Consider the following 18,772-nt stretch of genomic DNA (forward strand, 5'->3'; position numbering starts at 1 on the left):
TATCGAGCTCGCTTCCGTACCCGGATCGGAGGCCGCTCGTATTAAGCTTGCGGGCTATCGTCTTGATGGCGGCAACGTCGCTGCGGCTACAAAGCTGTTGGCACCGCTTGCGACCGCGGGAAACACCAGCGCACGTCGGATCGCGGCTGGATCTCGACTCGTTACCTCGCTGTGTCGCCCCTCGCCGGCAATCCGGCGGAGGACCGGGCGCACCACACTGAGCCGCATCTTGCGCTGGCGGACCGACCTTTAACTCGTGCGGACATTGCGCTCGTTCAAGACCGGCTCAACGCGCTGGGGTATGACGTCGGATCATTTGACGGCATCGCTGGGTCCCGAACGCTGGCCGGCGTTTCGCGCTATCAAACCGAGAATGGGCTTGCGAACACGGGCCAACTCGATCGTGTGCTTCTTTCTCACATCACGGAGAAAACCCAAGCAGCCACGTCCGGTGAGAGTGCGGAATCTGCTACGAGCGAAGCCTCGACCGGTGAGTATGATCCTGTACAGCCGTTAGTGCTGTCTGGTCCGTTCTGGAGAGGCCAACAGATAATCTCCGGAGGCGGAAGGTTTCGCGACGATCGCAATCAGCCGGTTCCGACGCAGGATCAAATGCGTCAGCTGACGGAGCATGTGCTTCGCTACGTCGTCGCCAAAAGGCCGGAACTGCTTTCAGACGATGAGTTCGCTCTGGCTGCCCTCGCGCTGGTGCCATCGCGAGCCCGCAGCAGCCTGCTGCGCGAACGGGGGTTCGATGCCGAACCTCTGAAGAGTTGGAAAGACCAGCAAACCTGGCAAGACGTGCGTTGGAGCGAAAGCATTGACGAGTTCGATCGCCGCGACTTGCAGGAGGCCATGAGGGACCGCGGCGTCCAGGAGTTGGCGGCAGCTTCTTTAAAGCTGCCCTTGTCAGCGCTGGTGATTTGCCCGCTGCAGTTGGACAAGTACGACTTCGACCGATCCGGGTTCTCGATAGAGCAGTCGCGACGTGGGTGCGAGAACATCTACCTCAGCGTGGGCGGGTACGGCGCGGTGGAATGGAGCGCCGGCCAAACCCGCATCATCGCCGAAGCAAAGCTACCGATCGACCGGCTTCCCTCTTTCATCAGGGTGCCTGAGTCCGAAGCCCGTTTTTTCCGCAAGGCGCTTACGTCAGGCGGCACAGTAGGAATGTCCGGAGCCGTTTTAGCGGTTGAGGTCGACCTGACGGCTTTGCGCGAGACCGAAGCATCGCGCGGGACGCACAGGCTCTCGTTCGACGTGGATGTTAGGAACGTGCACCTGATGAACGATGGCTCGACCGAGCCGGTGCGAACGCTGGGCGCAAAACCCTTGCCGTCAGCCGCCACGGTCGCAGCTTCGCCCACGCGGCCGCCAATCCTCCACCCCGACACCCTGAATGTCTTGGCTGCGGCGTTCGATCTGATCTCGATCGACGCATCGACGATACCGCAGCTAGCCCGCGCACGTGCTAATGTCGAAGCTTACCCGTTGCGGTTCGGTGATGACTTTGCAGACGCATGGCCCCCCTTCTTCGATCCTGCAGCGGTGGCGGACATAGCCCGCGGTAGCGCTCTTGATGAAAGCCGTCAGGCAGGGTTCGCCTCCTGGATGTGCGCACGCGCCGAGGCCCCGCCCGATACGATCGTTGTTCCAATCCGAACGGCCTCGGTCGAGCACATGCGAGCGACCGCGACCACCGTTGGCGCGAGCATTTTCCAGCAAATGTCATCCAGTAACACCCAGTTGTTCGAGCGCGCGGCGCAGCAGCTCGACGTTCCCCCCGAGCGCCTGTTTCGGTCGAGCCAGTTCTCGCGTGGTCAGATCCCCGGCATAGGGGACTTCGAGATGTTCTTCTTGCTGCCCGAAGTGCGCGACGCTTTTCGGCTCTCATTGCCTGCCGACGCCAACCTCGACGGCCGCGGTGTCACGACCATTCTTGAGGCACGCGCCGTCGACATGTGGAGGGCCGATGATGGGGACGGCACTACAGCTGTTCTTGCGGTCGAGCCCGTCGCGGCTAGCCTAACTCTCGCTGATGGCGACCGCGACATCGTGGCGGAAGCGCCTTACGGTGCTAAGTTCGACGAGGGTATGGCGCCGCGCTTGCAAGCGGCTGCTGCCCTTCGGCGTCAAGAGGACGCCGCACGACAGGTTGAGTTGGAAAAGAAGGTGGAGGCGAGCCGCAAGGTGGCGCGCTTGCTGGCAGACGAGGCTGCGGCGCGCCTCGCAGCGGCGCGCGAGCGCGCCGCCGCCGCAGACGATCTCGACCAGAGGGCCGATCTTGCCGGCATACGGCTGGGCATGCCTTTTGCGGACGCCGACCGCCTCGTGCGCGAGGTCGTAGACGTGGGCTGGGCAAGCGAGATCCATCTAGAGCGCTCCCGCGGATACAACTACGACCCAAGCGCCCCGTTCGCATTCTTTCGAGCATACACGGACCGCGAGGGCGACGATCACCTTCTCCTACACACCTCCGAGCCGGGCGGCGGCCATGTCGTTGCCGTTTCGAGAGCGCTCAAGGTGCAAGGAGCAGTTTCAAAAAAGGAGGTCTTTGCACAGCTGAAGGAGAAATACGGCAATCCGGCCGTTCAAGATGCAAACCTTGAAACTATCTTGTGGACCGCGCACCTCGGTTCTGACCCGGCGGACGCGCAGGGTTCAGCGGTCCAAGCGCCTTGGGAAGCAGGTTCGGCGTTTCGGACCGGCGGGTGCAACGCGAACGTTCGCTGGCACGGCTATGCGCCCCGGGCGATGGAGGTTGTGGAGGGTCAGGGTGAACGGGACGGTCGCTTGCCGGGAGACTTCTGCCTTCCCGAGATCAACATTCTAGGCGGTGCAACTCGCGGCGCCAACGCTGGCGGTAGGGTTTATGATCCTCACGCCTGGGAGAGCTGCGGCCCAACGGTCATCGCTGAGATCGCTGGCAGCTCGCGCGGGCTGGTGCTGGCGTATGCACTCTTCGATCTCGCCGCCTACGCCGAAAACTATGGCCGAAAGCTGTCTATATCGGCGCCCGCAGAGCAGCCAAGGCTTTGAAGACTGAACTTGGTTTCGGTTTTGGGTTCCATTGGCGGTTGATCAAGTCCACTGCATCAGCCAGTTGCGAGGTTCTTGCGAAGTAGTCAGCGGATAGCGGCGAGCCCGACGATGTGCAATCTCTATGCGATCACCAAGGGCCAGGCGGCGATCCGGCAGTTCACCAGGGCGATGACTGATCGCACGGGCAACCTGCCGAGCCTGCCCGGCGTCTTTCCGGACATGGAAGCGCCGGTGATGCGAAACGGCGAGTACGGCGATCGCGAGCTGACGATGATGCGCTGGGGCATGCCGTCGCCGAAGTTCGTCACGAAAGACCGCAAGACGGATCCCGGCGTCACGAACATCCGCAACACCAAGAGTCCGCACTGGCGGCGCTAGCTGTCGCCGGAGCATCGCTGCGTCGTGCCGTTCACCTCGTTCAGCGAGTATGAAAGCGTTGACGGGAAGAAAGTGCCGGTCTGGTTCTCGCTCTCCGAGGAGCGGCCGCTTGCCGTCTTCGCGGGCATCTGGACGAACTGGACGAGCGTACGGAAGGCGAAGGAGGGTGAAGTGAACGCCGACCTCTACGGCTTCCTCACCTGCGATGCGAACGCCGAAGTCGGAGCGATCCACCCGAAGGCGATGCCGGTGATCCTGACCGAGCCGGACGAGATCGACACCTGGCTGCGGGCGGAATGGGATGAGGCGTCCTCACTACAGCGACCCTTGCCGGACGGGACCCTGCGCATAGTGGCGAAAGGCGAGCGCAGCGATAAAGAGATAACACTGTAGTAGCACTTTGATGTTCGGCTGGAGCGAAGACTTTCGTGTTCTATCCACCTCAATCCCCACGTACCGTTTCACTATGTGATGCAAAAGGCCCGGCGTCTTCGACACCGGGCCCATTCATGACTTGAGATTTGGTCGGCCGTCAGAATCGGAAGGTCAGGTCCGCCCGCGCACTGTTTGACGTCGTGTCGCTGCCGTACTGGCCTTCGTAAGCCGCCCCGACCGTCGCCCATTCGTTGAGGCGGTAGTCCGCTCCGACCTCGATGAAGCCTACGTCTTCGTCGATCGCAACGCCCTTCACCAGATAGGCCGGGCTCGTGGCGAAGCGGAAGGCTTCCAGCGTCGTCGTATCCTCGAAGGCATGGCGCCAGCCGGCCTCGCCCCGCAGCGAAAGATCGGTGCCGATCAGCATCGAGCCTCTTACGCCGATCTCCGAGAACCAGGTGTCGAGATCGATGCCGCTGGCAGTCAGAGCCGCAGCCCCGCCGGTCTCCGTGAACCGATCCGTGCGATGATGAACATAGGCCAGCCCGGCGAACGGAGAGATCGTCGCCGTCGAAAGTGCGAAGTCGTAGGAGACCTCGCCGAAGACCTGGCCGGTCCCGGCGTCGTATTCGCTGACCAGCGTGTCGGAGAAGCCAGGGAAAGACACTGAGCGGACCATGTCGATCTCGTGCCAGGCATAGGCCGCCCCGCCCTTCACGATCAGGCCGTAGAGCTCCGTCCCGGCATAGAGGCCGAGATGCCAGGAGTCGGTGCTGCCATTGGCGTTGCGCGCATCGACATCGAGATCGGTCGAGGAATAGCCGCCGAGCACGCCGAGCTTGACCGTGTCGGAGACCATGCCGTCGACGCCGACGAAGAAGCCGGAGGTGTCGGTGTCGGCCGCCGCGGCATTGCCGTCGCCGTCTACGTCGGACCAGGCGCCATAGAACCGCGTCCACGCTTCGACATCGGCCCCGCCACTGCCGGCGATCACCGGAACGCCTGGGCCGAAGCCGAGCGGCTGGACCATGTCGCCGCCCCCATTCATGCCGAAGGCTCCGTTGATCCGATCCTGCGCTGCATCGCGCACGAAGCGCGAGTCCTGGATCAGCGCCGTCTTCATCGACGCATGCGGCTCGCCCGAAAGCTGGTCGAAGGCATCGCGAGCGGTCGGTGCATCGAGCAATAGAAGAGCGTTGTAGAGCCCGTTGCTGGCCGAGCCGGGCGTCTGGTCGAGCTGCATCAGAGCGTTCGCCGTCTGCCGCTGATTGAAGGTTCTCGCCACGTCCGGGAACTGCAGAGCCCGAATGAGTTCGAGGATGACGTCGTTCGACGTGTAGAGCAGGTTGTAGTCGAGGAAGGCCGAGTCGTCCTGAAGGCTGTCGAAAGTCCCGGTCCGTCCGTTGGCGGTCGAAACGATCGTGTATCGCTGACCATCCGTGTAGGCCGTATAGGGATCGAGCGTCACGACATCGACCGTCCCGCCGTTGATCGTGGCAGTATCGGCTCTGACCTGGTCGCCAGTTCCATCAGCCGCGATCTCGACCTCGTAGACCGAGCCGGACTGGAAGGTCGCGTTGCCCGCAACATTCAAGGTGCCGATCGAATTGCCGGGCGCAATCGTGCCGCCCGAATTGGCGACGAACGAACCGACCGTGCCGTCGCCGCCAAGGACACCGCCGTTCACCGCGAAAGCAGTGTTCGGCATCGAGCCATTCACATTCAGTAGGCCACCGTTGACTGCAAAATCGGTGATCTCGGTGTTGGTGCCGGTCAGGTTCGTCGTCGCAGCGCCAACCTTCTCGAAGTTCTCAAATAGCAGATACTGTTCACCGTCATTCGTGTTGTTTCCGTCGACGCTCGAGATATCGAAGTTGAAGACGCCGCTATTGCCGCCGAAGGCCAGGGTATCTTCATCGGTCGAGCGTGCGATGACCTCTCCGTTGATCGCTGAGCCGGGCTGAAGCTCCAAGCGGGAGGGAGTGGGAGTAGGGCCAAACGCATTGTCGAATTCGATTGCGACCGGATCCGGGCTCATTCCGCCCGTGAAATTCCCGGAGATCGTGCCGGCATTGATGACCTCTCCGCCACCTTCGAAGAAATAGATTGCGTGGTTCGACGCCGAAGTAATTTGTCCGCCGGGCGCGACAGTGACCGTCCCGCCACCTCGCGAAAACACTGTGACAGCCTGACCACCGTTGGCGCGAATGATGCCACCAGACTGCACTAGGACGGAGCTCGATACGTCGCCACTACCGTCGAATTCGACCGCATTGCTCCCGGAAGAGGCAGCTGTATCCTCTACGAGCCCGCCGACAGTCACGTTCCCGAAATTGACGTCGATGGCTTCAGCTCCGGTGGTTGAAATGGTGCCGCCCGGCCGTACAAAGATCGTAGCGTTATCTTGCAAGAAGATCGTATCGACGCTTCTGTTGACGACCGCCCCGTCGCGCACAATGACCGTGACATCATTTCCCCCATCGATGCCGGCATTCGTGGGGTTCGGAGGGGCCGTGTCGCAGATGACCGTTTCGCCATCGGCCGGATTGAAATTCGAGCAATTGGCGAGCGCCTGAGGTGTCCAGAGCATCGACAGAACCGTGCCGCCGAGTAGCGTGGCCGTGAGGGTGGAAAGCGTTACACGTGGCGACATTGCGATATCCCGTTATGTCATCGGCCAACTCGTCAAGCGAACTGCCGATAACTGACTCTACTGGTTGAGAAAATGCCTCGAAATTCCGCAAATTGAATAGTCCTCAGCCGTAGGAAAAGGCGCAATGTCACCCTGGGGCAACAATGTTGCTGCCATCGATCGCCTTGCGTAGACGAAGCTGCGTTCCACAGGCATTGAGGGCGGCTTGTGTAAAACTCTGCCTGATGGCTTCTGCCGTTCCGTCGGCCTTGATAAGACAGCAACCATGACGATTATCCGACTGCTCGCTTCAGTATTGATTGGCTTTTGCTGCGTTGCATCATTCGCATCCGCTGAGGAGCTGGATGCACGGCAGTATTACGACAGCCGGACAATTAACCTCGTCGTCGGCTATCGGGCGGGCGGCGGCTACGACCGGTTCGCGCGCCTCGTTTCGGAAGAACTCGAAAAACAGACGGGCGCTCGTGTTCAGGTGCAGAACCGGCCCGGCGCCGGTGGTCTCAGCGTGTTGAATGATATGGCAGCATCCGAAAGCGAGGACGGCCTCGATCTCGTCGTCCTCAACGTGTCTGCAGCGGTCACAGCACAGCTGACGCGGTCGGAAATCGTGCGATACGATCTTGAGAAGATCGCTTGGATCGGCGGGATCGCCTCCGACGAGCGCGCGCTCGTTCTTGCCGAGGGCCTCTCGATGGAAGCGCTGCGCGGGGGCGAGACCACGCCATCCCCTGTCCGCTGGGCGGCGGGTGGCAAGACGGACAATCTGGCCGTTTCGGCAGCGCTCATCTCCGAGGCCTATGGGCTCGATAGCCGGATCATCACCGGCTACAAGGGTACAGGAGAGGCCATGGCAGCGCTGATCCGCGGCGAAGCCGACGCGGCGGTCGTCTCAGTGGAAAGCGCGGTCCGTGTCGCAAACAAGGCCGGCCTGAACATCGCAGCAATTCTCGCCCGGAAGCGCGCAGACGCGGCGCCCGACGTGCCGACGATCGACGAAATCGGATATCCTGAAACCGGGAAGTCATGGATCGACGCCCTGATCGAGCTGACAGGATTAGGGCGGGCTATCGTCGTGCCCACTAACACGCCCGCCGATCATATCGAATTTCTCCGGGAAGCATTGCGCGAGAGCCTGAAGAGCGAAGACCTCTTGAACGCCGCGGAAGCACAGGGCACAGCCATCGATCCACTTGATGCTTCAGCGCTGGCTGCATCGGTCGCTTTCTTCCTTGCCGAGGAGAGCCCAATAGCGAACGCCGACCTGCGCTCGATCTTGCGGGACAAGTATTTTTAGAACGAGGCCGAGATCATCTGGACGCTTCTCGTCGATCCTTGGATGATGGCAGCGCTCCTTGCCGGCACGCTCTGGGGTCTTGCTCTGGGCGCGCTTCCCGGCGTGACCGGTCTAACGGCGCTAATTCTGGCACTTCCCTTCGCCACGATGCTCGACCCCATCCCGGGCCTCATACTGTTGATCGCGATCCACGCCGTCGCCGACACGGGCGGTGCGATCTCCGCCATCACTCTTGCGATCCCTGGAACGCCCTCCAACGCTGCGACGGTGGAGGACGGCAACTGGCTCGCCCGTCACGGCCAGGCAAGGCGCGCGATCGCAGCTTCGGCATTCGCCTCCGCGCTAGGGGGCATTCTCGGTTTTCTTCTCCTCGTTGCGGCCCTGCCGTTCTCCCTGTGGCTGATCCGTCAGGCGGGTGCGCCCGAAATCCTCACAGTATCAATACTTGGCCTATTCTCGGCCGCGCGGTTCGGAGGCGGCAGACTCCACAAAGGGTTTTTCGCCGTAGCGATGGGCATATTTGCCGGACTGATCGGAACCCGCGAAACAACCGGCGAGCCTCGTCTCTGGTTCGGAATCGAAGGGCTGTACGATGGGTTGGCGCTCATGGCCGTCGCCACAGGTCTTTTCGCTGGCCCTGAAATGATCAGGCTCATCGGCGCCCGGACCGGCACGCCGGTTCTCGCAGAGGAAAAGCCTGGCTGGCGGTCTGCGGGCTTCTCGGACGTGCTGTCCCGCCCGGTGCTCCTCCTGAAGGCGTCGGTCGTCGGATGGCTCGTCGGCCTCATGCCCGGCGTGGGTGGTTCGGTCTCCGGCTTCCTGTCCTATGCCTGGGCGGGTGTGCAGACCGCCGAGCCACGTGATGCCGCAAGTCGCCGTAGTGGTGTAATTGCAGCGGAGGCCGGCAACAACGCTAAGGAAGGCGGCGACCTGATCCCGACCCTGACCCTCGGGCTTCCGGGCGGGGCCGGCATGGCGATCCTTCTCGGTGCGTTCGCGAGTTTCGGCCTGTCGCCGAGCCCGACCTTCGCCGTGGACTATCCGGAGGTTATCTCTGCGATCGCGATGACGCTTCTTGTCGCCAATATTCTTGGCGGTCTGCTTGTGGTCTTCGGCTCGGCCGCCTTTCTGGCGCTGCTGCGCATACCGACGAACCTCTTCGCGCCGATCGTTGCGGTGCTTGGGCTTGCCGCGATCGCGACCTTGCGAAACGAGGTCATGGATATCTGGACGACTGCGTTCTTCGCCGCGATCGGCGTCGCGATGATCGCAAAGGGCTATAGCAGACCTGCCTTCCTCATCGGTTTCATCCTTGCACCGGTCATCGAAACCTATGGCGCGATCTCATTCGCTGCCTACGGTTGGTCCTTCCTCCTGAGGCCATTTGTTCTCGGAGCTTTTGTCCTCTGCCTCATTCTGGCATTTGCTGGCTTCCGTCGCCGGGCGAGCGGAACATGAGAATGGGAGAACGTCTTGGGGCCCTGGTTCTCGTCGGTCTGCTGTGCTGCCTCGTCCTGATCGACATCCTTCTGAACGGGCGACCGCTCGAACTGATGGCAGCGCCCGCGGCAGCGCTCCTGCTCGCCAGCGGTGCTGTGGCGTTCTACTCACGCGGCACGAGCGAGGGGCGCGGGGCACCCTATGCGGTGGGGCCAGTGCGCCGACCCGAAAACGGCTGGAACCGCCTTCTGATCGTCTCGGTCGCTATAGCACTAATCTCTCCGCGCATTGGAGTTCCGTTTCTGGCATACGCCATCGCGCGGCAAGGCGGGGCAGGCACAGGAGCCAGTATCTCAGTCGTATTAATAGCTGTTTTGACCACGGAGGGACTTTTCGCCATGGTCGTTGGAGCGCCTCTTCCGCTCTTTCCCTGATGAGCGAGAGGGATGCCGCAAGACCTGTCGCCGCCGATAATACGGAAGCCTGCTCGAACGAGATACCTTCGAAATCATGAGTAGAGATGAGACCGCTCGCGACCTAAAGGTTCTTGAGCGTTACACCGACCAGGCATTCGCGACGCAGGAAGCCAAGCGTATGATCGCGCTGCAGAGGCAGATACTTTCAGAACAGCGGCTACCGAGGGCCGAAATCGCGGCCCGAGTACGGGCGCAGGCTCTTGGGCTGCTGTCTGTGGCTACCCAAACGACGCCCTTTTATCAGGATGAGAAATATTCTGAACTTCCGGCGCGCATTTCCGCGAATTTCGATCATTGGGCCGAACTGCCAATCATCGACAGGAACATGCTACAGGCATCGGCCGACCGGTTTCATGCCCATGCGCTGCCACAAGGCCATGTTGTGACGGCGTCGGCACGAAGTTCAGGTTCTACGGGAACGCCTGTGGAAGTAGCGACGACCAATGTCGTTGGCAGATGGCAGCAGGCGTTCACGCTCCGCTCCGCGGTCTGGACCCGGCGCGATCTCGATGCGACGATCGCCATCATCCGCAAATTCAAGGATCCATCGACACGCCCGCCGGTCGGCGCTTGGAGCGATCACTGGTCGAGCACGACGGCGTTTCCGTTTCGAACGGGTCCCGTCGCACGCCTCGATGCCCCAAGTGCGACAGTGCGCGAGCACCTTGACTGGCTGAAGAGGGTGAAACCAGCTTACCTACTGACCTATCCATCCCTGTTGCGCGAACTTCTGTACCTGTTGGAGGGCGACGCTGACGACTGGCGACCGAGAGGGATATCGACCCTGGGCGAAGCCGTCGATGAAGATTTGCGCAAGTCCGCGAAGCGCCTCTGCGGTTTGCGCGTCGATGATGTGTATTCGGCCGAGGAGTGCGGCGTGATCGCCATGCAGTGCCCAAGCCATGGCCGTTATCACATTCAGTCTGAGAGTTTGATGGTTGAGGTCCTGGACGACGAAGGAACGCCTTGCAAACCCGGCGAGGAGGGGCGCGTCGTGGTGACAACGCTCGCCAATTTCGCCTCTCCTCTCATCCGCTATGCCGTCGGCGATCGGGCGGTCGCGGGTGTTTCATGCGGATGCGGGCGAAATCTTCCTGTCCTGACCTCCGTTCTCGGACGGGAGCGCAATTTGATGGTAACGAGCGGGGGCAAATTCTGGCCGAGCTTCGGGACACGCAGGTTCGCCGAGATCGCGCCGATCGAAACCCAGCAGTTCCGCCAGACCGCGCTGGACGAGATCACATTTCGATATGTATGCGGCGCTGCATTGTCCGGTGAGCAGAAAGAAGCCCTTCGTGCACGCGTTCAAGCTTCACTGCCCCATCCGATGAACATCGTGCTCGAACGGGTTCCGGAGCTTACGAAATCTCCGAGTGGAAAGTTTGAGGTCTTCGCGCGCGAGTTTTGACGTAGAATGCCAACGTTCAACATCGCGCGGTCATTCTCTCCGTGTCGGACGAGACTACATGTTTGGGATGGTATCTAGGTCCTTTCGGCTACCACAGCATGCCTATGTTTTCCGCGCAACAAGCTGGATGTACTCAGCGCTGCTCCCCACGGCCGGACCCACAATCAGAGCCCCCGGTTTCTTTAAGACGCACGCTTCGAGTGACTCGACCACCAAGCCAGCGGTCTTGCAATATTCAGCAACATCATTGGCCGACCGCAACGGGACTGTTTCGCGCTGCAGAGCATATTCAAGGACCGCCTGCCGGCATTCGTTAGGCGATATCGTGTGAAGCTGCGGACAGTTCCGAAGCCGTTCGGTGGCAAGCGCTGCCAAGCGCTCGGCATTTGACGCCGTGAATCTTACGTCTTCAGCTTTTTGTCTCAGCCGATTTACCGTGATCAGGGCGCCGCCCGGCACCAATAGATCGGCCCATTTTTGGAACATTCGCGGTCGTTCAATCTCGGCGATCTGGCCAAGGAAAGAGTGGGTTAAGATCAGATCGAATGTTTTTCTCGTTTCCCAAGTCAGTATGTCAGCCTGATACACCTTCAGCGCTGAGGACACGTTGGAACGTAAGGCGAGATGACCGGGCGTACGACAGATATCAACGAAGGTTATTTCGGTACGTCGATTGCTGGCGTATGCGACATCGTAAATAAGTTCGGCGAGAGCCGTATCGCTCGCTCCGCTGACGAGCACACGCGTTGTTGGACTATAAAGATTTCGTGCTATTGCTTTATGGAAGAACTCGGCCTGATCAGCAGGTTCTGCCCCAAGTCGCAATGCTCGCAGCAATGGGCGAACCTGATGGTACCGGGTGCAATTTTTTTTGCAATTTCGGGGGGCGAGAGCCCAAGCCATTTTAGCTAATTCAAAAGCGTTCAAGTATCTCGATCGGCTTCACTATGCTGCGGAGAGAGACGTCAGGCCATAAGCGTTGGTAATGGCCGTCAACCTGTTTCTGAGTGTAGACAAAGTTCCGACGATTATCCAGTTTCGCTGACACATCGTGGACGAAGGGTAGCCATAGTTTGACTGCGGCGATGGAGACGAAGCCGAGATAGGGTTCTCTGGTTTCGTCGTGTCGTGTGGCGACCCGCCGCCAGTTCTTGAGTTTGTAAAACAGGCGCGCGACGAGATTGCGCCATTTGTACTTCTCAGCGTCATGCGACGACGGATCGATCCGGTTCCGCTTGGCGGGAATAACCGCCTCGATGTTCGCCACTCGCAATTCCTTACGCACCCCGGCTGCGTCCTACGTCGTATCCCTTCCCTTATCGGCTAAAAGCGCTTCGATCCGATCGTCGATCATGCGCATCAACGGGCCGAAGCCGATGACGTCGTGTGTCTGGCCCGGTGGCAGGAGAAAGCCGAGCGGGCGCCCTTTGCCGTCGCACCACGCGTGGAGCTTCGAGGTGAAGTCGACCTGCGATCGGCCGAGCGCTTAGGTTTTCTAAGTCCCTTTCATGGATGGTCCGCCCCTCAGGCTCCCGTGTAGGGTTGCCGATGTCTGGATAGGAAGGAGCGAACTGTGAACATCATGATTCTGGGCATTGATCTCGGCAAGAACAGCTGCAACCTCGTTGGCTTCGACGAAGGTGGAACCATGGTCCTGAGGCGTCGGGTGTGGCGTGAGAACTTGATTGCCTTCACCGCCAAGCTTCCTCCTGCGTAATTGCGATGGAAGCCTGCTATGGCGCTCATCACGCTGGCCGGGCGATGCAGGCGCAAGGCCGTGACATCCGCATGATGTTGCCGGAATACGTTCGGCCTTACGTGGAGGCCTAGAAAATGACGACCGCGATGCCGAGGCGATCGCGGAAGCTGCGACACGACCGACCATGCGGTTCGTCGCTCTCAAGAGCGAAGAGCAACTAGACGTTCAAACCCTGCACCGGGTGCGCGACAGGCTCGTCGGCGACCGCACACCACTGACGAACCAGATCCGAAGCCTGCTTCTGGAGCGCGGTAATGTCGTCGCTCAAAGGCATGTAAAGTTGCGTTTGCGGTTGGAAGTATTGCTCGAGGGCGAGACCGATAGGCTCGGTGTCCGCATGAGCTTCCTGCTGGCGGACATGAGAAAGCGCTGGGACGAATTGGACGGGCGGATCGCCGCCTTCGACGCGGAATTCGTCTCAATGTCCAAAAGCGATGAACGCGCCAAACGGCTGACGACGATTCCGGGCATTGGTCCTCTCAACGCCACGGCGCTTGTGGCCGCCATGGGAGCCGCCGCGACTTTTGTGAAGGGACGCGACCTAGCGGCCTGGCTCGGCCTCGTTCCGCGACAGGTGACGACCGGCGGACGGCCCAAGCTTCTGGGGATCACTAAGCGCGGTTCCAAATACCTGCGCAAGATGCTGATCCAGGGTGCCCAAGCGGCAATGCCGGTCTTGCGGGCGTCGGACACGGCCGTCGGATCGTGGCTGCGCGGACTTCTGGCGAGGACGCATCCCAACACCGCCGTGGTCGCGCTTGCGGCGAGATGGCGCGGACCGTCTGGGCGCTACTTCGTCACGCTTGTTCTTACGAGGAGCGACCGCAAACGATCTGATGAAATTGGCCTCGATTTCCGTGCCGGAGCCAACGAGCTGCGAGCGGTGAAAGGAAGATGGCCTGACAGTCGATCGGCGCTCTCAAAACCTCCGGTGCAAGATGGCTCTCCGAAGCCGGCCCTTTTATGAGGATCAGAACGCGCGGATCTCCATCTTGGCGGCGGCACGACCGACATGCCGGATACGTTTTTGCAGACTGCTCACGCCTTCAATCGGAAACCACTTGCAACAGGGGCGGGCCATACGTTTACGCCCACCGCGCAGTGATGAGCGCGCACGACAGTGGAATCGACCATGTCGGCCGATCGCTCTCGATCCGCCATCTCCGCCAGCGTTTCGAGCATCGCATCGAACAGGCCGGTTTCGAGCCAAAGGCGATAACGCCGGAAGACGCTGTTCCATTTGCCGTATTCATCGGGCAGATGCCGCCATTGCGGCCCGGTCCGGGCAAGCCACCTCATGCCTTCGAAGAAACGGCGGTTATCGTGTGAGGGTCGGCATCCGCGCCCGCGCTCCGCAGGCAGGAGAGGCTCGATGATCGCACAGTCTTATTAGATATTTCGATGCGCTCGCCCAAAACTGCCTCCAAATGGCAGTCTCTATCGACCAAGCGAAAGCGCGTCGACCTTTGTTCACGTAGCCTAAGGACCCTGGGTCCCTGCGGCGGCCAAGGGCAGCTTTCCGCCTCAAGTGTCCGAAAGCTGCAGGTCTGCTTACGGGCCATTTTAAACAACACAGGGTCGACGATCTAGGGTCCTGATGATCCTAAGACACCAACCGAGTTATCGGATCGCGAGCACGTTGCCGTCAAATCGGTGGATCTTGTCCTGCTGGGGCGTCATGTAGACCGTATCCGCAGCATGCACGGGGAATTCGCCACCTGCCCGGACCGTCAGCGGTTCGGAACGATCGGAGGTCTGGACGTGCAGGAAGGTGTCGGAGCCGAGATGCTCGGAGACCTTCACTTCGCCCTTCCACTGGCCTTCCGACTGGGAGAGATCAATATGCTCGGGGCGCACGCCAATCATGTCGGCGTTGTGGCTTTTGGCGTCCGAGCCGCCCATCAGATTCATCTTCGGCGAACCGATGAAGCCTGCGACGAAGGTGTTTCTCGGCTTGGTGTAGAGTTCCAGCGGAGAGCCCACCTGCTCGATATTGCCGGCTCTCAGCACGACGATCTTGTCGGCCATGGTCATTGCTTCGACCTGGTCGTGAGTCACGTAGATCATCGTCGTCTTGAGGCGCTGATGAAGCTCGGAGAAAGCAGGTCGAGGGACCGATTATAGTTGAAGGTTCTGATGTTTAAATCGGAAAGAATATTTGGATCGCAACGAGCGATGTCAGCCCCGCGATGATGTTCATCGGGATACCGATCTTCAGGAAGTCGACGAACGTGTAGTTGCCAGCGCCGTAAACCAGCGTGTTGGTCTGGTAGCCGATTGGTGTCGCGAAGCTAGCACTTGCAGAAAACATGACCGCGACGACGAAGGGGCGGGGGTCGACCCCGAGTTGGGTCGCCAGCGCAATGACAATTGGCGTGAAGATCACGGCAACGGCGTTGTTGGTTACAACCTCGGTCAAAATAGAGCCGAGCAAATAAACGGCTGCCAGCATCAAAATTGGATGCAGTCCTTCCAGCCAAGGAGTTAGCGCGTTGACGACCATCTCGACGGCACCGGTATTTTCCAGCCCGGCCCCGACGATCAACATGGCGAAAATCAGGATCAGAATGGATCCGTCGATCGATTGCCATGCCTCGTCATTGTCAATGCACCGCAGGATCAGGATCGCGGCGACCGCGACAAGAGCAAGAATGCCAATCGGCATGACGTCGAAGGCGGAAAGCGCGACGACTGCGACAAGCGCCATCACAGCGATTGGCGCCTGTCGGCGGCGATAGGCACGCCCGCCAGGGGCAGTGACAGACACGACGTCACCAGACCGGGCCAACTCCTCAAATCCTGCCGCACTACCTTCCAGAAGGAGCTTGTCGGCAGGCCGCAACATGACACTGGAGAGATCGGCGCCAGCGATGTGCCGGGGTCGGAACGCGCCGAGGACGCGCATCCCGGCGCGCCGTCCAAGAGCGAGGTCCGCGATCCGGACGCCGGAACTGCGGCGTGAAGGAGTAACGATGGCTTCGGCGATGCGGATCTGAGCATCAGGGTCGAGTTCGACGGAGCGACGCAAACCGACACGAAGGCCTGGCTTCTCCGTGAAAGTCAGAAGCTCCGATGTCCTAGCGAGAAGGATGATCGCATCGCCCCGCTCAATAATGGTGTCTGACAGACCCGCGCGTAGTATCTCCTTGCCCCGCCTTATGCCGGTCACGCGCACGCCGGACCTCTGGAAGTCAGCGATATCCTTGAGATGTAACCCGATGCGGCGACTGTCAGCGAGTATCGTCACCTCCGAGAGGAAGAGTGTTTCGTCGCCTTCTGCCGTACCTTCCTTATTGCTGCGAGACGGGAGCAGGAACGGCCCGAGCAGAATCATCGTCAGACCGCCGACCAGAGCTACGACGATGCCAACTGGTGCAATTTCGAAGATCGAGAACGGATCAAGGCCGTTTTCTCGTGCTACACCGTCCACGAGGATGTTGGTCGAGGTTCCGATCAGTGTGCATGTGCCACCGAGGATCGCCGCGTAGGACAGCGGAATAAGAAGCCGCGACGGCGCGAGATCGAGGCTGACCGCAAGCCTGATCACGACAGGGATCAGGACAAGGACAACCGGCGTATTGTTCATGAAGGCCGACGCCGCGATCGTTGCGAATATGAACAGGCCGACGGCCAGAACGGGATGACGCTTTGCGCGCTCGATCACGAGGTCTGCAAGGGCATCCAACACTCCGGTCCGCACCAGTGCGCCGGAGACCACAAACATCGCGGCGATCGTGATAGGCGCGGAATTGGAGAAGACGTTCATGACGTCGTGCTGAGGGACAAGCCCGAAGACAACAAAAAGCGCAGCGGCCCCAGCGGCGGTAACCTCAGGCGGATATTTTTCGATCGCGAATGCGATGAAAAGACAAAGCAGGATGATGAGGGCGATGACCGGTTCGCTGATACCGATGAGTTCGCTCAAACGTCGGCCACCTCCGTCCCTCGACCCGGATACAGAGGGTCAGCCGGGGCTGTAAACACCAATGAAAGCGGAGATGTTCCCGGAGTGTCGAGACATTCTCCTGCCTGCCAAGCGCCACCAAGCAATCGTGTCTGAGCGGCAGAAGTGGGAGTTGAGACGCGCGATTTCAGCGTCGCCAGTCACGAACTTTCTCATTCACATCTAGGAAACGCCACGATTATTCGTTCAGTTCGCCGATGTTTCGGTAGCGGGACAGGTCTCTGCATCTCAACTTATATTAGAACTCTGCATTTCCGCCGCACGAACTGACCGTACCTGTTTCCACTTGGCCATAGACAGGCGTAGACTTGCAAAATGGCCAGTAGCTATGCCCCTTTTTTGGTGCTAGATCAGTCTAGCTGGTGTCCCGCCAGTTTCGGCTCAAGGTCGTCCGCCAATGATCAGGCGTTCTATTATATGGGGCGTTGACTCGACGCTTACGCCCCTTGCAAGTTGGATTTTTATTCTTTCGACTTGCCTGGTTGCTTTCGCACTTGGTTCGCTTTGGATGCAGTGGATGACCTGAGCAACGGCTGCTCTAGTGTGCTGAATCAAGCTGATATTTGTAGCAGAATCGATATTCTGTCGTTAAATATTTAGCGATATTCTCAGTTCGCTGCGCTGCAGGCTTCTTAGTTCTTGATAGGCCAGTTCGTTGCTTTCTCAAGGCGAGAGATTTTCCTGAAGAAATTCACGTAAGCTATACGGCGGACGGAACGCTGCATCTTCTGTTAGAAGCCGCTGAAAATTGCGGTTTCTGAACGTCTCTAAAACATCGGACGTTTAGTCGGAAGCTGACCCTGTTGCGCTGACCTAGTTCCAGCATTCACTTAGCGTGAAGATCATAGATAGCCCAAATGCCGGGGCTGCTTCCTCTTCGCAACGGCGAGGGTCTCTAGAATACCGATCGTCACACGTAACGCCACAATATTGGAGATGAGCGATCAGGGTTTCGTTCATGCGGTCGAGAGCTGACCTTTTTGTTTAGCAAGTACTGGCTTTGCAAGGGTGGCGACCGGTCGTTCACAAGACCGCTGGCGGATATCAGCCTTACAGGTTAAAGCTCTTCGAAAGATCGCCAAGTGAAGATTGCTTCAGCTACGGCATGTGCTGACATTTGGCGAGGCGCAGTCCGATACACTCGCAAGTTGCTCAAGAAATACCGATCAAGCCGCGATGCGCAGCACGAAGACGATCCATGTTGTGTCCTGCCACGCTGAGGGCGAGGTGGAAACGCCCTATGGCGGTTATAGTTTTATGTTGGTCGATGCGGCAGCGATGGGCGTTGAGTTCAGGCCTGAGGAGGCGCGCAAGCTTGCCGAACGCGGTGTTAGAATTACCAATGTCCTCAATGCCGGCCACCAATTCTACCACCCTGATAACCCGGAATGGACGCATGTATCCTTCTGCCTCTTCGCCGGGCCGGTAGTAGGCGAAGAAGCGTTGGAGCAGGCAGTAGATTGAACCCAACTCGACGGGCCGGCAAGCGAACCGTTCGGTCCCAAGAGGTTATAAGCGAAGGCCGCCAGCCTGCGAATGGTCGATCGGGACCGACGCCTCGAAATAATCCGGCATCTTCAAGCAGTGAAGAGTGCTTTCTTGTCGGTTTCATTCGGCGCAAGCAATTTGGCAGGGGCCCGGATCTCGCTGCGGATTACGACCTCGAAATCATGCATTTGGTCGAGAAACTCTAAGATCTTCGTCGCCATAGCCGACTTATCTTCCGCGCCGGGCTTCGCCAGCTCGAGATGGGCCATCTGGTAGTCCTCTATGAGGCGTCCGATGTCGTCAGACCAAATGTCGAAGCTCGCGCGAATTCGCATGATCGATCAGAAACGCGCCCGAGACCGCGGGGCTTTCCATCGCGCTTAGGAAAAGCACACCGAAATCGTTGCCGTCGCCGGCTATCGCGCGCTGGCCTCGCTTCTTTGCTCAGTGGGTTGCCAGAGACGCGAGTGGGCTCAGTGTTGCCTAAAGCGGCCG

Annotated in this window: 11 protein-coding genes and 5 pseudogenes; 8 read left to right on the forward strand and 8 right to left on the reverse strand. The window is 59.8% G+C overall.

Annotation, left to right across the window (positions count from 1 at the left end; all coding sequences use genetic code 11):
- The first annotated feature begins 171 nt into the window (after positions 1-171).
- The gene (locus FP2506_RS13205) at positions 172-3,039 is read left to right on the forward strand and encodes a peptidoglycan-binding protein (RefSeq protein WP_007068020.1); all 2,868 of its coding nucleotides are present in this window, start codon (positions 172-174) and stop codon (positions 3,037-3,039) included.
- Positions 3,040-3,150: 111 nt separating this feature from the next.
- Positions 3,151-3,813, forward strand: a pseudogene (locus FP2506_RS13210) (SOS response-associated peptidase).
- A 139-nt stretch (positions 3,814-3,952) separates the two neighbouring features.
- Here FP2506_RS13210 and FP2506_RS18090 read toward each other — a convergent pair.
- Positions 3,953-6,448, reverse strand: a complete 2,496-nt coding sequence (locus FP2506_RS18090; protein ID WP_007068023.1) for an autotransporter outer membrane beta-barrel domain-containing protein — start codon at positions 6,446-6,448, stop codon at positions 3,953-3,955.
- Positions 6,449-6,713: 265 nt separating this feature from the next.
- On the opposite strand from FP2506_RS18090, the gene FP2506_RS13220 reads away from it, so the two are divergent.
- The 4 genes from FP2506_RS13220 (at position 6,714) to FP2506_RS13235 (ending at position 11,066) form a co-directional block, all read left to right on the forward strand.
- Positions 6,714-7,742, forward strand: coding sequence for a Bug family tripartite tricarboxylate transporter substrate binding protein (locus FP2506_RS13220; RefSeq protein WP_007068024.1), 1,029 nt, complete (start codon positions 6,714-6,716; stop codon positions 7,740-7,742).
- Positions 7,743-7,784: 42 nt separating this feature from the next.
- Positions 7,785-9,200 (forward strand): tripartite tricarboxylate transporter permease, encoded by a 1,416-nt coding sequence (locus FP2506_RS13225; protein WP_007068025.1) that lies wholly within the window; start codon positions 7,785-7,787, stop codon positions 9,198-9,200.
- Positions 9,201-9,202: 2 nt separating this feature from the next.
- Positions 9,203-9,616 carry a hypothetical protein gene (locus FP2506_RS13230; RefSeq protein WP_040489145.1) on the forward strand — a complete coding sequence of 138 codons (414 nt, stop codon included), beginning with the start codon at positions 9,203-9,205 and terminating at the stop codon, positions 9,614-9,616.
- Positions 9,617-9,692: 76 nt separating this feature from the next.
- Positions 9,693-11,066 carry a phenylacetate--CoA ligase family protein gene (locus FP2506_RS13235; protein WP_007068027.1) on the forward strand — a complete coding sequence of 458 codons (1,374 nt, stop codon included), beginning with the start codon at positions 9,693-9,695 and terminating at the stop codon, positions 11,064-11,066.
- A 102-nt stretch (positions 11,067-11,168) separates the two neighbouring features.
- Here the strand turns inward: FP2506_RS13235 and FP2506_RS13240 are convergent, their stop codons facing one another.
- The 3 genes and pseudogenes from FP2506_RS13240 to FP2506_RS19525 all read right to left on the reverse strand — a co-directional run.
- Positions 11,169-11,993 (reverse strand): class I SAM-dependent methyltransferase, encoded by an 825-nt coding sequence (locus FP2506_RS13240; RefSeq protein ID WP_148227569.1) that lies wholly within the window; start codon positions 11,991-11,993, stop codon positions 11,169-11,171.
- Complete coding sequence (locus tag FP2506_RS18785; protein WP_007068030.1) at positions 11,980-12,333, reverse strand: transposase; 354 nt, start codon at positions 12,331-12,333, stop codon at positions 11,980-11,982. Before FP2506_RS18785 ends, FP2506_RS13240 begins: the two co-directional genes overlap by 14 nt.
- Before the next feature lie 30 nt (positions 12,334-12,363).
- Positions 12,364-12,513, reverse strand: a pseudogene (locus FP2506_RS19525) (IS5 family transposase); the annotation flags it as partial.
- Positions 12,514-12,639: 126 nt separating this feature from the next.
- Here FP2506_RS19525 and FP2506_RS13250 point away from each other — a divergent pair.
- Positions 12,640-13,662: pseudogene (locus FP2506_RS13250) on the forward strand (IS110 family RNA-guided transposase).
- A gap of 374 nt (positions 13,663-14,036) precedes the next feature.
- On the opposite strand, the pseudogene FP2506_RS19530 reads toward FP2506_RS13250, so the two are convergent.
- The 3 genes and pseudogenes from FP2506_RS19530 to FP2506_RS13265 form a co-directional block, all read right to left on the reverse strand.
- A pseudogene (locus FP2506_RS19530) lies at positions 14,037-14,151 on the reverse strand (transposase); the annotation flags it as partial.
- A gap of 294 nt (positions 14,152-14,445) precedes the next feature.
- A pseudogene (locus FP2506_RS13260) lies at positions 14,446-14,934 on the reverse strand (TOBE domain-containing protein); the annotation flags it as partial.
- A 31-nt stretch (positions 14,935-14,965) separates the two neighbouring features.
- Positions 14,966-16,750 carry an SLC13 family permease gene (locus tag FP2506_RS13265; RefSeq protein ID WP_007068033.1) on the reverse strand — a complete coding sequence of 595 codons (1,785 nt, stop codon included), beginning with the start codon at positions 16,748-16,750 and terminating at the stop codon, positions 14,966-14,968.
- 1,215 nt (positions 16,751-17,965) lie between these two features.
- On the opposite strand from FP2506_RS13265, the gene FP2506_RS13270 reads away from it, so the two are divergent.
- Complete coding sequence (locus tag FP2506_RS13270) at positions 17,966-18,253, forward strand: proline racemase family protein (RefSeq protein ID WP_040489147.1); 288 nt, start codon at positions 17,966-17,968, stop codon at positions 18,251-18,253.
- A gap of 113 nt (positions 18,254-18,366) precedes the next feature.
- On the opposite strand, the gene FP2506_RS13275 is transcribed toward FP2506_RS13270, so the two are convergent.
- A complete protein-coding gene (locus FP2506_RS13275; protein WP_007068036.1) occupies positions 18,367-18,612 on the reverse strand; it encodes a DUF6005 family protein in 246 nt (81 codons plus the stop codon).
- Between the last annotated feature and the right edge of the window lie 160 nt (positions 18,613-18,772).

It is taken from the genome of Fulvimarina pelagi HTCC2506 (genome assembly GCF_000153705.1).
Classification (GTDB): Bacteria; Pseudomonadota; Alphaproteobacteria; order Rhizobiales; family Rhizobiaceae; genus Fulvimarina; species Fulvimarina pelagi.

Bases quoted from the DNA above. Each gene is read 5' to 3' on its own strand.
- FP2506_RS18090 (WP_007068023.1), bottom strand. From the start codon at position 6,448: ATGTCGCCACGTGTAACGCTTTCCACCCTCACGGCCACGCTACTCGGC.
- FP2506_RS13220 (WP_007068024.1), top strand. From the start codon at position 6,714: ATGACGATTATCCGACTGCTCGCTTCAGTATTGATTGGCTTTTGCTGC.
- FP2506_RS13225 (WP_007068025.1), top strand. From the start codon at position 7,785: ATGATGGCAGCGCTCCTTGCCGGCACGCTCTGGGGTCTTGCTCTGGGC.
- FP2506_RS13230 (WP_040489145.1), top strand. From the start codon at position 9,203: ATGGGAGAACGTCTTGGGGCCCTGGTTCTCGTCGGTCTGCTGTGCTGC.
- FP2506_RS13235 (WP_007068027.1), top strand. From the start codon at position 9,693: ATGAGTAGAGATGAGACCGCTCGCGACCTAAAGGTTCTTGAGCGTTAC.
- FP2506_RS13270 (WP_040489147.1), top strand. From the start codon at position 17,966: ATGCGCAGCACGAAGACGATCCATGTTGTGTCCTGCCACGCTGAGGGC.
- FP2506_RS13275 (WP_007068036.1), bottom strand. From the start codon at position 18,612: ATGCGAATTCGCGCGAGCTTCGACATTTGGTCTGACGACATCGGACGC.